Raw genomic sequence first — 14,279 nt, forward strand, 5'->3', positions numbered from 1 at the left:
TTCTTGTTATCCCGCCGGCAAAGCCCGCGGCAAAGGGATCGACTGCCGATACAGCTGGCTGAAACTGTCGAAACCTCTCCGTGCCGCAGCCCGTCCGGTTCCATCAGGTAACGCCTTGCGATTTCGAGTATAGACAGCCACTGCGACATAACAACGCAGCCAGAAAAATGCCGCGGGGAATTTATCCTTGGCGCAGGGGCAGCAATGGCGGGGGCTGCGACCTAGAGCGGGGCGCGCTATATAGCAAGCAAGAATAAATATTTAATAATTATGACAATCCGATCTTAGTCAGCACCCGTGGCGAGCTAAGGTGAACTCTCGTTTGAATCATGTCCTCAACACAGGAGCCGTCATGAATACCCTCGCACTGCGCGAACAGATCCAGCAGGCACTGGCCCATGAAGCCGACAGCGGCGCCCTGGCGCAACAGCTGCAAGGCCAGCTGGCCAAGCTGCACCCGACCATCCAGCTGCCGGCCAGCGACGCCCGTGGCGTGCTCGAACGCTTCGTCGCCGCCTATATCGAGCAGGTACCGGACGTGCTCGACGCCGCCAACAGCGTGGCCCGCGAAGCCGGTATCGAGGAGCAGATCAAGCCGGTGCTGAAGCTGGCCGAGCAGTTCTTCCTCAGCCCGCCGAGCGTCATGGAGGGCCATCAGGGCCTGGATGCCCTGCTCGACGAATCCTACCTGGCCCACCGCCTGGTCGAGGAGGTCAACGACCGCTACATCACCCACCTCGGCCAGCCGCTGATCCCGCTGGATACCACGGTGGCCAACCTGATCGCCCACCAGCTGATCGGCGAGCCCTTCGCCAACCAGCTGGACGAAGCGGTGCAGCACGCCATGGACGGTCTGCTGGACGACAGCGTGTTCCAGCAGAGCTCGGTGCAGGACTACCGCGCCCGCCTGAGCAGCCCGCAGACCCTGACGGCCTGGCAGAGCTGGCCGTGCCTGTCGCGCCAGCTGGGCGTGGAGCTGGGCCTGCCGGCCTAACAACCGCCCGCTAGCGCCTGACCGCGCCAGATGCAACAAGGCCCGCATTTCGCGGGCCTTGTCGTTTCACTGCGCCGGGTAGCGCGCCCTGGGTGTGGCCATCGGCACCACCTCGCCATCCAGCGGCAGGAAGTCCCCGCTCTCGGCGTGGTAGGCACGGATTGCGCTGCTCTCGATGTCATAGACCCAGCCGTGGATGAACAGCTGGCCGCTGGCCAGCCGCGCCGCCACCGAGGGGTGGGTGCACAGGTGGTTGAGCTGGGCGATCACGTTCTCCTCGGTGAGAATGCCCAGGGTGTCGTGGCCGCCGCAGCCGCAGTTCTCCTCGACCACCCTGAGCGCCACTTCGCTGTGGCGCAGCCAGGCCTTGACCGTGGGCATGCTCTCCAGGGTCTCGGGGGCCAGCACCGCCTTCATCGCACCGCAGTCGGAGTGGCCGCAGACGATGATGTGCTGCACGCCCAGGGCCAGCACCGCGTACTCGATGGCGGTGGACACCCCGCCCATCATCTGCCCGTAGGGCGGCACCACGTTGCCGACGTTGCGGGTGACGAACAGGTCGCCCGGCGCGCTCTGGGTAATCAGCTCGGGCACGATGCGCGAGTCGGCGCAGGTGATGAACATGGCCCGCGGGTTCTGCGCGTTGGCCAGGGCCTTGAACAGCTCCTCCTGCTGCGGGAAGACCTCGCTGCGGAAGCGCTTGAAGCCGCCGACTATGGCGCTCAGCGCCTCGTCGGCGCTTTCCGGCGCGGTGCGCGCCTGCAGGGGAATGGCGTTGTGCTTGTAGGGCATTGCGTCTACCTCATGCTGAACGTTGCGCAGGGCGAATTATCGACCCGCCATGCGGACAGCCGCCAGCCGCGAATAGTCACAAATTACAGCAGGGACAGCTGGCCGCCGGGTGGCGCGAACTGGCTGCAGTCGAGGTTGAAACCCTCGCGCCGACTCAGCCCCAGGCGCTTGAGCGCCAGGGTGAAGCGCTGCGCCAGCAGCTCGGCGAACACGCCCTGGCCACGGAAACGCTGACCGAAGCGGCTGTCGTACAGCTCACCGCCGCGGCTCTGGCGGATCAGGCTCAGCACATGCTCGGCGCGCTGCGGGTGGTGCGCCTGCAACCACTCCTCGAACAGCGGCGCCACCTCGCGCGGCAGGCGCAGCAGCATATAGTTGGCGCTCTGCGCGCCGGCCTGTTTGGCCGCTTCCAGCAGGCTTTCCAGTTCCATGTCGTTGATCATCGGGATCATCGGCGAGCACAGCACGCCCACCGGAATGCGCTGCTCGCGCAGTACGCGAATCGCCCGCAAGCGTGCGGACGGTGCGGCGGCGCGCGGTTCGAGGATGCGCTTGAGCTGGTCATCCAGGGTGGTCAGGCTGATGTATACCGAGACCAGGCGGCGCTCGGCCAGCTGGCTCAGCAGGTCGAGGTCGCGCAGGATCAGCGAACCCTTGGTGACGATGGTCAGCGGGTGGCCATAGCGCAGCAGCACCTCCAGGCAACGGCGGGTCAGCTGGTGTTCGCGCTCGATCGGCTGGTAAGGGTCGGTGTTGCTGCCCAGGGCAATCGGTGCGCAGACATAGCCAGGCTTGCTCAGCTGCTGCTCGAGCAGGGCCGGCGCATTGCGCTTGGCGATCAGCCGGGTCTCGAAGTCGATGCCCGGCGACAGGTCCCAGTAGGCATGGCTGGGCCGCGCATAGCAGTAGATGCAGCCGTGTTCACAGCCACGATAGGGGTTGAGCGAGCGGTCGAACGGCAGGTCCGGTGACTGGTTGCGGCTGATGATGCTCTTGGCCATTTCCACCCGCACCTCGGTGGCGCGGCTAGGCGGCACTTCCTGAAACCAGCCGTCATCCGTGGCGATGATGCGCTGCGGCGCAAAGCGGTTGTGCGGGTTGCTGGCGGTGCCGCGACCGCGCGGCGGCAGGAGAGTGGACATGGCAGGGCCCTCGGCAGATAACTGTACAAATATACAGTTATCTGCCGAGAACGGCAGTACCGCCGGGAAGTTACTCGGCGGGTTTCATATGGCCTGCCCTCCGTGGCGGCCACCCCTGAGGGGCCGTCGCTATGCGACGTTAAAAATGACTCCAGGTCATTTTTTATGGCCTGCCATCCTTGGCAGCCACCCTCCGGGTCGTCGCTGTGCGACGTTAAAAATAGCTCCCTGCTATTTTTTCAGCTTCGGATTGGGGAAGAACTGCACCGCCTGCACCTTGGGGTTGGCCGGCTTGGCCGCGCTCTGGTTGACCCGCGTGCCAAGCTCCCTGGGCACCGACTGACCCTGGGCGTTGAGGGTGTCGGCATAGCCGCAGGCCACGCACTCGCGGTGCGGCGTGCCGTCGACGTCCCACATCTGGATGGTGTCCATGGCGCTACAGGCCGGGCACACGGCGCCGGCGATAAAACGCTTCTTCACGCTGCTCATGCCGCCTCCCCGCTCAGGCCGGAGTGGCGCAACAGGGCGTCGATACTCGGCTCGCGGCCGCGGAAGTCGACGAACAGCAGCATCGGTTCCTGGGAGCCGCCGCGGGCCAGGATCGCCTCGCGGAAGGCGCGGCCGGTGGCCGGGTTGAGCACGCCCTCTTCCTCGAAGCGGGAGAAGGCATCGGCGCTCAGCACCTCGGCCCACTTGTAGCTGTAGTAACCGGCCGCGTAACCGCCGGCGAAGATGTGTGCGAAGCTGTTGGCGAAGCGGTTGTAGGCCGGCGGACGCAGCACCGAGACTTCGGCGCGGATGCCTTCGAGCACGTCCAGCACGCTGCGGCCGTCGCCGTGAGTGGCGTGCAGCTCGAAATCGAACAGGCTGAACTCCAGCTGGCGCACCATCATCAGCCCGGACTGGAAGTTCTTCGCCGCCAGCATCTTGTCCAGCAGGTCCTGGGGCAGCGGCTCACCGCTCTCGTAGTGGCCGGAGATCAGCGCCAGGCCCCCGGGCTCCCAGCACCAGTTCTCCATGAACTGGCTCGGCAGCTCCACCGCATCCCAGGCCACGCCGTTGATGCCCGAGGCGCCGGCATGCTCGACGCGGGTCAGCAGGTGGTGCAGGCCGTGGCCGAACTCGTGGAACAGGGTGGTGACTTCATCGTGGGTCAGCAGCGCCGGCTTGCCGAGGGAGGCCGGGGTGAAGTTGCACACCAGGTTGGCCACCGGGCTGACCAGTTCACCCTGGGCCGAGCGACGCTTGTCGCGGGCGCCGTCCATCCAGGCGCCGCCACGCTTGTTGGCGCGGGCGTAGAGGTCGAAGAAGAAACGGCCGACGTGCTGGCCGCTCTCCTCGATCTCGAACAGGCGCACGTCCGGGTGCCAGCTATCAAAATCACTAAGCTCCTTGATCTGGATGCCGTAGAGCTTCTCGACTATGGCGAACAGGCCGCTGAGCACCCGGTCTATGGGGAACCAGGCGCGCACCTGTTCCTGGGAAATGCTGTAGCGCTGCTCGCGCAGCTTCTCGCTGTAGTAGCCGACGTCCCAGCTCTGCAGATCGGCGCAGCCCTGCTCGGCGGCGAAGGCCTTCAGTTCCTCCAGGTCCTGGGCGGCGAAGGGCTTGCTGCGCACGGCCAGGTCACGGAGAAAATGCAGGACCTGGTCGGTATTTTCGGCCATCTTGCTGGCCAGAGACAGCTCACTGTAGTTGCCGAAGCCGAGCAGGCGGGCCAGCTCCTGGCGCAGGTCGAGGATCTCGACCATCAGCGGGCCGTTGTCGAACTGACCGGCATTCGGCCCCTGGTCGGAGGCGCGGGTGCAGTAGGCGGCATAGACCTCTTCGCGCAGGGCGCGGTCGTCGGCGTAGGTCATCACCGCGAAGTAGCTGGGGAATTCCAGGCTGAGCAGCCAGCCGTCCAGGCCCTTGGCTTCGGCGGCCTGGGCCATCTGCGCCTTGGCCGAGTCGGTCAGGCCGGCCAGGGCCGCTTCATCGGTGACGTGCTTGGTCCAGGCCTGGGTGGCATCGAGCAGCTGGTTGGAGAATTTGCTGGTCAGCTCGGACAGCTTCATCTGGATCTCGCCATAGCGCTTCTGCTCGGCGGCCGGCAGGTCGATGCCGGACAGGCGGAAGTCGCGCAGGGCGTGGTCGAGGATGGTCTTCTGCGCCACGTCGAAACCGCCAGCGGCCGGGCTGCCGGCCAGCGCCTCGTAGGCCTGGAACAGCGGCTTGTTCTGGCCCATCTCGGTCCAGTACTCGGACAGCTTGGGCAGGCAGGCCTCGTAGGCCGCACGCAGCTCGGCACTGTTGCACACCGCATTGAGGTGGCTGACCGGGCTCCAGGCGCGGCCCAGGCGCGCGTTCAGTTCGTCGAGGGCCAGCACCAGGCCGTCCCAGCCCGGCGCGGCGCGCTGGCTTTCGAGGATGGACACCAGCGCCGCGCGGCTGTCGGCGAGGATGCTGTCGATGGCCGGCTCGACATGCTCGGGCTTGATCGCGGAGTAGGGCGGCAGGTCGAAATCCTGGAGAAGCGGGTTGCTGGCAGACACGGCAAGGCACCTTTGATGCGCAAATTCATGGACCAGTTATGGGGCCGCAGGCGGCAATTCACAACCGGAATGCCACGCATGTTAATTACAATCGGGGCAAACCGCAGCCGGAAGGAGACTATCGTGGCGATTCGTACTTACCAGGGCACGGCCCCGCAACTGGGCCCGCGCGCCTTCGTCGATGCCAGCGCCGTGGTGCTCGGCGATGTCGAGCTGGGCGAAGACGCCTCGGTCTGGCCGATGGCCGTAGTGCGCGGCGATATGCACCGGATCAGGATCGGCAACCGCACCAGCGTGCAGGACGGCAGCGTGCTGCACATCACCCACGCCGGGCCGTTCAATCCGGACGGCTACCCGCTGCTGATCGGCGACGAGGTGACCATCGGCCACCAGGTCACCCTGCACGGTTGCACCCTGGGCAACCGCATCCTGGTCGGCATGGGCAGCATCGTCATGGACGGCGCCGTGGTGGAGGACGAGGTGGTGATCGGCGCAGGCAGTCTGGTGCCACCGGGCAAGGTGCTGGAAAGTGGCTACCTCTACGTCGGCAGCCCGGTGAAGCAGGCGCGGCCACTGAGCGACAAGGAGCGCGCCTTCTTCGCCTACAGCGCGGCCAACTACGTGAAGCTGAAAGATCTGCACCTGGCCGAGGGTTACGACCAGGCCGAGTGACCCGCATCACGCCGCCGACCCGGCTGGTTTTGGCCAGCCAACCCTGCCGGCTATGCTGGCAGCGCGCCGTCTTCCAAGCAGAAAAGGATCTTCCCGTGCATGCCAACCCGTTCGACCTACCCGTCAGCCAAACTCCCGCAGCAGCGTTGACGGCCCGGGCATCCGCCTTGCCCTTTGCCTTCATGGGCCTGGCGCTGCTGATCAACCTGATCGGCTTTGTGATCAGTCTGCTCAGCGTGTGGCTGTTGCAGGACGAGCAGATGTTCACCAGCTACCTGGAGTACCTGCCGCAAATCCTCGCCTCGTTTGTCGAAGGGGCGCTGCTCAGCGCCGTCGCCGTCCTGCTGCTGAGCCGCAGCTACCTGGAGCGTCACGCCATCGCCGGCTTCGCGCGCCCCCGGCAGCTGCTGGCGCTGTTTTTCGGCATGGCGCTGGTGCTGTCGCTGGGGCTGGGTTTTGTTGCGGGGCAGCTGCTGTCACAGCTGTTGTCCCGGGCCTACGAATGGTTCGAGTCGCCGACCCTGGCGCAGCTGTTGGTCAGCGAGCCGATCAACCTGCTGCTGTTCGTCCTCGACACCCTGTTGCCGCTGTGGCTGAGCCTGCATCTGCTGCGCCGCCACGCCGTGCCGGGCGCGGCGCACAGGGTCCGGCGCTGGGAGCCGGCCCTGGTCTTCGCCCTGTGCTTTGCCGTGTTCTACCTGAAGCTGGTGAGCCTGCTGCCGGAACAGCTGTTCTTCTACGACAGTGCGTGGGTCTACAGCCTGTTCCTGCTGGCGGGCCTGCTGCACACCGCGCTGGTCTTCGCCGCCGCCTGGAGCGCTCTGCCGCTGCAGCTGCGCCAGTGCAACCCGGGCCGACTGATCCTCGCCAGCCTGCTGTGTGCGCTGCTGTGGTTGCTGGCCTTCGTGCTGGTTGCCGTGGCCATCGCGCTGTACACCCTGAGCGGCAACGAGCTGTTCAGCGAAGCGCTGCTGGCGCTGCCCGGCCTGGGGCTGCTGGCCCTGCTCTGGCCGCTGACGCGCCTGAGCCTGCGCTGGGTGTACCGGCCGCAAGCCGCCTGATGGTCAATCCAACCCGCTAGTCGCCCGCCGCCAGCCTGTTCAAGCGGGCATGGCGCTGCTCGGCCGGCAACTCGCCCAGCTCGGCGGCTTGCGCGTAGAAGGCCGACCAGTCGCTGCCGGCCTGGGCAAACAGCGCGGCGAAGGCCGGCACCCACTGGTCGTAGAGGCCGAAGGGCAGCAGCTTGGCATTGTTCAGCGGCGCGTTGATCCAGGCGTCGAAACGCCGGTCGCCGCGCCACTGGCTGTCGCGCAGCTGGCGGTATTCGCTGCGCAGGCGGGCGAACTCGGCGGCCTTGCCCTGGCGTTTCTCCTCATCGCTGCGCGGGCTGGCGTACAGCTGTTCGAGGCGCGCGCGGCTGGCCAGGACCAGCGCGATGAACTGCTGCTTGTGCCGTTCGCCGGCGCCGTCCTGCGCCGGCAGGCCACGGCTGACGAGCCACTGGCGCAGGCCCTGCTGCTCGACGAAGCTGGCGAAGGACTCGTTGAACGCGGTGTCGTCCGGCACATACAGCTGCTGGTGAGCCAGCTCGTGGAAGATCACCGCGGCCAGGCGCTCGTCGTCCCAGCGCAGCATGCTGTTGAGGATCGGGTCATCGAACCAGCCCAGGGTGGAATAGGCCTCGATCCCGGCGACATGGGTATCCAGCCCCTCCTGACGCAGCAGCGCGGCGGCGCCACGGGCCCGGCCCTGCTGGTAGTAGCCGCGGTAGGCCACGCAGCCGGCGATGGGGAAGCAGTGGGTCTGCGGCGCCAGGGACAGCTCGGCGGTGGCGAACACATTCCACACCACATAGGGCCGCTGCAGGTCGGCATACAGGCGATAGCTGCGGTTGTCCGGCAGGCCCAGTTCGGCGCTGGCGAAGCTGCGCGCCTGCTGGGCCAGGGCCAGACGCCGCTGCAGCTGCGGGTCGGCGCCCGGGTCGGCGAGAATCGCGCTGACCGGCTCACGCGCCTGCAGCAACCGCGCCTGCCCCACGGCCAGGTGGCTAAAATAATCCAGGTTGGCACAACCGCTCAGCAGCAAGCCGAGCAGCAGGGGAACCACGCGGCGGCGGGCGCGGTCGAGTATGACGAACGATGGGATCGGTAGCATGCCCATGAGCCTATTGCATTGCCCCTGCCATACGCCACCCATGAGGAAAACCGCCATGCGCCGCCTGTTGCTCTGCTGCCTGCCCATCGTCCTTGCCGGCTGCGCCCTGTGGCTGCCGCGCCACGACCCTGGCCAGGCCTGGATCGAGCTGCACGGCGGCGAAGACCAGCAGTTGCAGGCCCTGCAGGTGGACGGCAAGGCTCTGGAAGACGACCGCTACTTCCAGGTCAGCCCCGGGCGCCACGCCCTGCAGGTGCGCCTGCAGTTCCAGGTCGCGCCGGGCAATATCGGCCCGGACAGCCAGGGCCGCGCGCGCACCTGCCTGCTGACCCTGGACTACGCCGAATTCGCCGCCGGCCAGCGCTACCTGCTGCGCAGCGGCAGCCATGGCTTCCGCCCCTGGGCCAAGCTCTACGATGCCCGCGGCCGGCACCTGGCGCGGGCCCGCGAAGGGCGCTGCGGCGAGGTTTGATCGGCGTTATGCTGAAAGTCCGTCGCCCGGAGCCCTCCACCATGCGCCCGCTCTTTCTCCTCACCCTGCTCAGCCTCAGCGCCTGCGCCAGCCCGCTGCCCCCACCCGACCCGCAGCAGGCGTGGGTCACCCTGTACGCCAGCGCCGGCTACACCCTGATGGCGCACAAGCTGGATGATCAGCAGACCCCTGACGGCCGTTACTTCCAGGTCAGCCCCGGCGCCCACACGCTGGACGTGCGCTTCCAGTTCGAAGTGGCCGGCGGCGGCGGTGGCAGCGACTTCAACAGCGAACCGCTGCAGATGACCTGCCACCTGCGCCTGCAGTACGACGGCTTCGCCGCCGGCCAGCAGTACCGCATCGAGGCCCGGCCGCTGCTGATGAAGGCCCAGGGCTGGCTGTACGACAGCCAGCGCCGGGTGCTGGCTCGGGCCAAGGTACTGCGCTGCAACACCTTTGGCTGATGGCCGCCGTAGCCCGGATGCAATCCGGGCTACTCGACTGGGCCTTTCAGTGCCGGAGCGATCCCCCGACACGCGAGGTTTGTGTAGGAGCGGCTTGAGCCGCGATGCTCTTGTGCTGTCGGCTTTTCGCGGCTGAAGCCGCTCCCACAAGAACCGCCGCGCATGGCACCTGCCGAGCGTTAACTAACGCAGGCCGGCAACAATCTCGAAGCTGCGCAGGCGGTGTTCGTGCTGGTACAGGTCGCCGGTGAAGATCAGCTCGTCGGCGCCGGTCTGCTCCAGCAGGATCTCCAGGCGCGCGCGCACCTTCTGCGGCCCGCCGATCACCGCCAGGCCGAGGAAGTCACCCACCGCCTGCTGCTCGTGCGGCTGCCAGCGCCCGGCCATGCTCTGCACCGGCGGGCGCAGCACCAGGCTCTGCCCGCGCAGCAGCGCCAGCACGCGCTGGAAGGCGGTGGTGGCGAGGAACTCGGCCTCTTCGTCAGTCGGCGCGGCAATCAGCGGTACGCCGACCATCGCATAGGGTTTGTCGAGCACGGCCGAGGGCTGGAAGTTGTCGCGATAGACGCGCAGCGCCTGGTGCAGGTAGCGCGGCGCGAAGTGCGCGGCGAAGGCATAGGGCAGCCCCTTCTGCGCCGCCAGCTGGGCGCTGAACAGGCTGGAGCCGAGCAGCCACAGCGGCACGTTGCTGTCCAGGCCGGGCATGGCGATCACCTGCTGCCCCGGCTGGCGCGGGCCGAGCAGGGCATGCAGCTCCTCGACATCCTGGGGGAAGTCGTCGGCACTGCCCAGGCGGTCGCGACGCAGGGCGCGGGCGGTCTGCTGGTCGGCCCCCGGCGCGCGGCCCAGGCCCAGTTCGATGCGCCCCGGATAGAGCGCGGCGAGAGTGCCGAACTGCTCGGCCACCACCAGCGGCGCATGGTTGGGCAGCATGATCCCGCCGGAGCCCAGGCGCAGGGTGCTGGTGCCGGCCGCCAGGTAGCCGAGCAGCACGGCCGTGGCCGAGCTGGCGATGCCTTCCATGTTGTGGTGCTCGGCCACCCAGTAGCGCGAGAAGCCCAGGCGCTCGGCATGCTGTGCCAGGGCCAGGGAACGTTGCAGGGCCGGCGCCGGGCCGGTCTCGTCGTCGCGCATCGGCGCCAGGTCGAGGATGGAAATCGGGGTGGTGGACAGCCTGCTCATACAGCCTCCTGAGGTCATCCCTGCTTTATGGGGGCGGCGCGGCGAAAGGCAACAACGAAAAGGCCGGAGCCCCTTGCGGGAACTCCGGCCTGTGCCGACGAGCGCTAAGGTCAGCCGCGCTGGTAGACGATTACCTTGCTGCCTGCCTCGCAGGTGCCGACCACGGTCTTGTCGCCGGCACCGTCCTTGTCCACCGCTTCCAGGCTGTAGGCGGCGACGCCCTTGGCCTTGAGCTTGGTGTCGATCTCCGCCTTGAGTTCCTCGCACGGCTTGGCCGCCGCCAGGGCCGAGCCGGCCAGGGAAAACAGGGCCAGGCCCAGGATCAGTTGCTTCATGGTTAACGCTCCTTCGTTAGGCAAAGGGCTCATACGAGCCATGACGGGGCACTCCACCCCAGGCGGCAGGGGCGGGCGCCATTGGGCGAACCCCGGCGCCACGCTGCCAGACCTCGGGCAGCCTAGCGCAAGGAGCGGGGAATTTCTGCCAACGCCTCAGCTATTGCCGATGCGGAAGCCGACCTTCAGCTCGACCTGGTAATGCGCCACCTTGCCGTCGACGATATGGCCACGGGTATCGATGACCTCGAACCAGTCCATGTTGCGCACGGACTTGGCACACTCGGCCAGGGCGTTGCTGATGGCATCCTCGATGCTCAGCTTGGAGGTACCGACAACTTCGATCTTCTTGTAGGTGCGGTGATCGGACATGCTGCTTCTCCTCGGGCAGGACTGTTCCTGTCTGAGGCTAGCAGGCCGGCGAAAAACTACCTGCGTTGCCTCGCCTAGGTTTTTCACTGGTCGAGAATCAGCCGGCCAGCTCCTGCCGCAGCCATTGCGCCAGACGCTCGGCACGCGCATCACGAGCCCGCGCCGGTACCCACAGGGCCAGCCGGGCCGGGGTTTCGACGAAGCCCCAGGGCGCCAGCAGGCGGCCGCCGGCCAGGTCGTCGGCGACCAGCTGCTGCGGCGCGATGGCCACGCCGAGGCCGGCCGCCGCCGCTTCCAGCAGGTAGTAGAGGTGCTCGAAACCCTGGCCCAGCTGCAGCCGTCGGGCATCCAGGCGCTGCGCGCGGGCCCACTGCGGCCAGGCCTGCGGACGCGACACTGTGTGCAGCAAGGGCTCGCCGAGCAGCGCCGCGGCGGGCGCGGCGATCAGGCGGTCGTGGCCCTGGTAGCGCGGGCTGAGCACCGGGCCAATGCGCTCGGCGGCCAGCTCGAATACCTGCATATCCGCCGGCCAGGGCGGCTCGGCGAAGCACAGGGTGGCGTCCACCCCGGGCCGGCGCGGGTCCAGCTCGCCTTCGCTGGCCGACAGTTGCAGGTGCAGCTCCGGCAGCTCGCGGTTGAGTCGATCCAGGCGCGGGATGAACCAGCGCGCCAGCAGGCTGCCGGGGCAGGCGAGGACGAAGGGGGCGTCGACCTGCTGCTGCTTGAGCTCGGCGCAGGTACTGCGCAGGCGCTCGAAGGCATCGAACGCCGCATCGCGCAGGCGGATGCCGGAATCGGTGAGTTTTACGCCGCGCCCGTCCTTGCTGAACAGGGCCACCCCGAGCTGCTCCTCCAGCAACCGGATCTGCCGGCTCACCGCGCCATGGGTAACGCTCAGTTCATCCGCGGCCTGGCTGACGCTCTGCAGGCGGGCGGCGGCCTCGAAGGCGCGCAGGGCATTCAGCGGGGGCAGTTCTCGGCTCATGGTATTTGTGAGTTTTCCTGACATGTCACGGCAATCTAATCGCTTTTCAGGGCAGCGGCCAGGGGTAGAATGGCGCCATCGCACATCCTCCCTGGGAGAGCCCCATGACTTCACTGCGCACCGGCCCTGACGCCACCGGCCTGTTCGGCCACTTCGGCGGTCAGTACGTCGCCGAAACCCTGATGCCGCTGATCCACGAGCTGGCCGCCGAATACGAGAAGGCCAAGCAGGACCCGGCCTTCCTCGAGGAGCTGGCCTACTTCCAGCGCGACTACGTCGGCCGTCCCAGCCCGCTGTACTTCGCCGAGCGCCTGACCGAACACTGCGGCGGCGCCAAGATCTACCTCAAGCGCGAAGAGCTGAACCACACCGGCGCGCACAAGATCAACAACTGCATCGGCCAGATCCTGCTGGCCAAGCGCATGGGCAAGAAACGCATCATCGCCGAGACCGGCGCCGGCATGCACGGCGTGGCCACCGCCACCGTGGCCGCGCGCTTCGGCATGGAATGCGTGATCTTCATGGGCACCACCGACATCGACCGGCAGCAGGCCAACGTGTTCCGCATGAAGCTGCTGGGCGCCACCGTGATCCCGGTCGTCGCCGGCACCGGCACCCTGAAGGACGCGATGAACGAAGCGCTGCGCGACTGGGTGACCAACGTGCACAACACCTTCTACCTGATCGGCACCGTCGCCGGCCCGCACCCGTACCCGGCCATGGTGCGCGACTTCCAGGCGGTGATCGGCAAGGAAACCCGCGAGCAGATGCAGGAGAAGGAAGGGCGCCTGCCCGACAGCCTGGTCGCCTGCATCGGCGGCGGCTCCAACGCCATGGGCCTGTTCCACCCCTTCCTCGACGACGCCAGCGTGAAGATCATCGGCGTCGAAGCGGCCGGTCACGGCATCGACACCGGCAAGCACGCGGCCAGCCTGAACGGCGGCGTGCCGGGCGTGCTGCACGGCAACCGCACCTTTCTGCTGCAGGACGACGACGGCCAGATCATCGACGCCCACTCGATTTCCGCCGGCCTCGACTATCCCGGCATCGGCCCCGAGCACGCCTGGCTGCACGACATCGGCCGCGTCGAGTACTGCTCGATCACCGACCACGAGGCGCTGCAGGCCTTCCACACCTGCTGCCGCCTGGAAGGCATCATCCCGGCGCTGGAGAGCTCCCACGCCCTGGCCGAAGTGTTCAAGCGCGCGCCCCTGCTGCCCAAGGATCACCTGATGGTGGTCAACCTGTCCGGCCGCGGCGACAAGGACATGCAGACCGTTATGCACCACATGGAACAGGAGCAGAAAGCATGAGCCGCCTGCAAAGCCGCTTTGCCGAGCTGAAACAGCAGAACCGCGCCGCCCTGGTGACCTTCGTCACCGCCGGCGACCCCCACTACGATGCCTCCCTGGCGATCCTCAAGGGCCTGCCGGCCGCCGGCGCCGACGTGATCGAACTGGGCATGCCCTTCACCGACCCGATGGCCGACGGCCCGGCCATCCAGCTGGCCAACATCCGCGCCCTGGCCGGCAAGCAGAACCTGGCCAAGACCCTGCAGATGGTCCGCGAATTCCGCGCAGGCGACCAGAGCACCCCGCTGGTGCTGATGGGCTACTTCAACCCGATCCACTACTACGGCGTGCCGCGCTTCATCGCCGATGCCAAGGCCGCCGGGGTGGACGGCCTGATCGTGGTCGACCTGCCGCCGGAACATAACGTCGACCTGTGCGAACCGGCCCAGGCCGCCGGCATCGACTTTATCCGCCTGACGACGCCTACGACTGACGACAAGCGCCTGCCCACCGTGCTCAACGGCAGCTCCGGCTTCGTCTACTACGTCTCGGTGGCCGGCGTCACCGGCGCAGGCAGCGCCAGCATCGAGCACGTGCAGGAAGCCGTGGCCCGCCTGCGCCGCCACACCGACCTGCCGATCAGCATCGGCTTCGGCATCCGCACCCCGGAACATGCGGCGACCATCGCCCGCCTGGCCGACGGCGTGGTGGTGGGTTCGGCGCTGGTCGACCAGATCGCCAATGCGCAGAACGACCAGCAGGCCGTGGACGGCGTGCTCGGCCTGTGCCGCCAGCTGGCCGAGGGCGTGCGCGGCGCGCGCCGCTAAGCCATCGCGCACCACCGAAGCCGCTGTCCTGCTCGCGCAGGCAGCGGCTTTTTGCTGCCCGC

The 14,279-nt window shown here is 67.5% G+C and carries 16 protein-coding genes; 7 read left to right on the plus strand and 9 right to left on the minus strand.

Translation table 11 applies throughout. The features are described 5' to 3' along the window. Positions 1 to 352: 352 nt before the first annotated feature. On the plus strand, positions 353 to 994 hold the full coding sequence (locus GV001_RS01165) for a hypothetical protein (RefSeq protein ID WP_160077315.1): 642 nt from the start codon (positions 353 to 355) through the stop codon (positions 992 to 994). Between the two features lie 66 nt (positions 995 to 1,060). On the opposite strand, the gene GV001_RS01170 is transcribed toward GV001_RS01165, so the two are convergent. From GV001_RS01170 to prlC, 4 genes are all read right to left on the minus strand, one after another. Continuing rightward, positions 1,061 to 1,786 (minus strand): carbonic anhydrase, encoded by a 726-nt coding sequence (locus GV001_RS01170; protein ID WP_160077317.1) that lies wholly within the window; start codon positions 1,784 to 1,786, stop codon positions 1,061 to 1,063. Positions 1,787 to 1,869: 83 nt separating this feature from the next. Next, positions 1,870 to 2,928: a PA0069 family radical SAM protein gene (locus GV001_RS01175; protein WP_160077319.1), complete on the minus strand. Its 1,059-nt coding sequence runs from the start codon at positions 2,926 to 2,928 to the stop codon at positions 1,870 to 1,872. 231 nt (positions 2,929 to 3,159) lie between these two features. Beyond that, on the minus strand, positions 3,160 to 3,417 hold the full coding sequence (locus GV001_RS01180) for a YheV family putative zinc ribbon protein (RefSeq protein WP_160077321.1): 258 nt from the start codon (positions 3,415 to 3,417) through the stop codon (positions 3,160 to 3,162). Further along, positions 3,414 to 5,462 (minus strand): oligopeptidase A, encoded by a 2,049-nt coding sequence (gene prlC / locus GV001_RS01185; protein WP_160077323.1) that lies wholly within the window; start codon positions 5,460 to 5,462, stop codon positions 3,414 to 3,416. The genes GV001_RS01180 and prlC overlap by 4 nt, the downstream gene beginning before the upstream one ends. A gap of 123 nt (positions 5,463 to 5,585) precedes the next feature. Between prlC and GV001_RS01190 the strand changes: the two genes are divergently transcribed. Together GV001_RS01190 and GV001_RS01195 are read left to right on the plus strand one after the other, a co-directional pair. Beyond that, positions 5,586 to 6,134: a gamma carbonic anhydrase family protein gene (locus GV001_RS01190; protein WP_160077325.1), complete on the plus strand. Its 549-nt coding sequence runs from the start codon at positions 5,586 to 5,588 to the stop codon at positions 6,132 to 6,134. A 167-nt stretch (positions 6,135 to 6,301) separates the two neighbouring features. Beyond that, a complete protein-coding gene (locus GV001_RS01195; protein WP_160077327.1) occupies positions 6,302 to 7,195 on the plus strand; it encodes a hypothetical protein in 894 nt (297 codons plus the stop codon). A gap of 16 nt (positions 7,196 to 7,211) precedes the next feature. On the opposite strand, the gene GV001_RS01200 is transcribed toward GV001_RS01195, so the two are convergent. Further along, positions 7,212 to 8,288, minus strand: coding sequence for an aminopeptidase (locus tag GV001_RS01200; protein WP_256664840.1), 1,077 nt, complete (start codon positions 8,286 to 8,288; stop codon positions 7,212 to 7,214). Positions 8,289 to 8,343: 55 nt separating this feature from the next. Here GV001_RS01200 and GV001_RS01205 point away from each other — a divergent pair, with 55 nt between their 5' ends. Next, complete coding sequence (locus tag GV001_RS01205) at positions 8,344 to 8,760, plus strand: hypothetical protein (RefSeq protein WP_160077329.1); 417 nt, start codon at positions 8,344 to 8,346, stop codon at positions 8,758 to 8,760. A gap of 41 nt (positions 8,761 to 8,801) precedes the next feature. After that, complete coding sequence (locus GV001_RS01210; protein ID WP_160077331.1) at positions 8,802 to 9,224, plus strand: hypothetical protein; 423 nt, start codon at positions 8,802 to 8,804, stop codon at positions 9,222 to 9,224. Between the two features lie 183 nt (positions 9,225 to 9,407). Here GV001_RS01210 and GV001_RS01215 read toward each other — a convergent pair whose 3' ends face one another. The 4 genes from GV001_RS01215 to GV001_RS01230 form a co-directional block, all read right to left on the minus strand. Then, entirely contained in the window at positions 9,408 to 10,406 is a 999-nt protein-coding gene (locus GV001_RS01215; RefSeq protein ID WP_160077333.1) for an LLM class flavin-dependent oxidoreductase, read from the minus strand. 110 nt (positions 10,407 to 10,516) lie between these two features. After that, entirely contained in the window at positions 10,517 to 10,741 is a 225-nt protein-coding gene (locus GV001_RS01220; RefSeq protein WP_160077335.1) for a DUF1161 domain-containing protein, read from the minus strand. Between the two features lie 156 nt (positions 10,742 to 10,897). Then, a complete protein-coding gene (locus GV001_RS01225; protein ID WP_160077337.1) occupies positions 10,898 to 11,113 on the minus strand; it encodes a dodecin in 216 nt (71 codons plus the stop codon). A gap of 97 nt (positions 11,114 to 11,210) precedes the next feature. Next, positions 11,211 to 12,098, minus strand: coding sequence for a LysR family transcriptional regulator (locus GV001_RS01230; protein ID WP_160077338.1), 888 nt, complete (start codon positions 12,096 to 12,098; stop codon positions 11,211 to 11,213). 104 nt (positions 12,099 to 12,202) lie between these two features. Between GV001_RS01230 and trpB the strand changes: the two genes are divergently transcribed. Both trpB and trpA read left to right on the plus strand, forming a co-directional pair. Continuing rightward, entirely contained in the window at positions 12,203 to 13,411 is a 1,209-nt protein-coding gene (trpB, locus tag GV001_RS01235; RefSeq protein ID WP_160077340.1) for a tryptophan synthase subunit beta, read from the plus strand. Further along, positions 13,408 to 14,217, plus strand: a complete 810-nt coding sequence (gene trpA, locus GV001_RS01240; RefSeq protein ID WP_160077342.1) for a tryptophan synthase subunit alpha — start codon at positions 13,408 to 13,410, stop codon at positions 14,215 to 14,217. Before trpB ends, trpA begins: the two co-directional genes overlap by 4 nt. The last annotated feature ends 62 nt before the right edge of the window (positions 14,218 to 14,279 follow it).

Origin of the sequence: Pseudomonas sp. 8AS (assembly GCF_902506505.1) — a bacterium.
Classification (GTDB): Bacteria; Pseudomonadota; Gammaproteobacteria; order Pseudomonadales; family Pseudomonadaceae; genus Aquipseudomonas.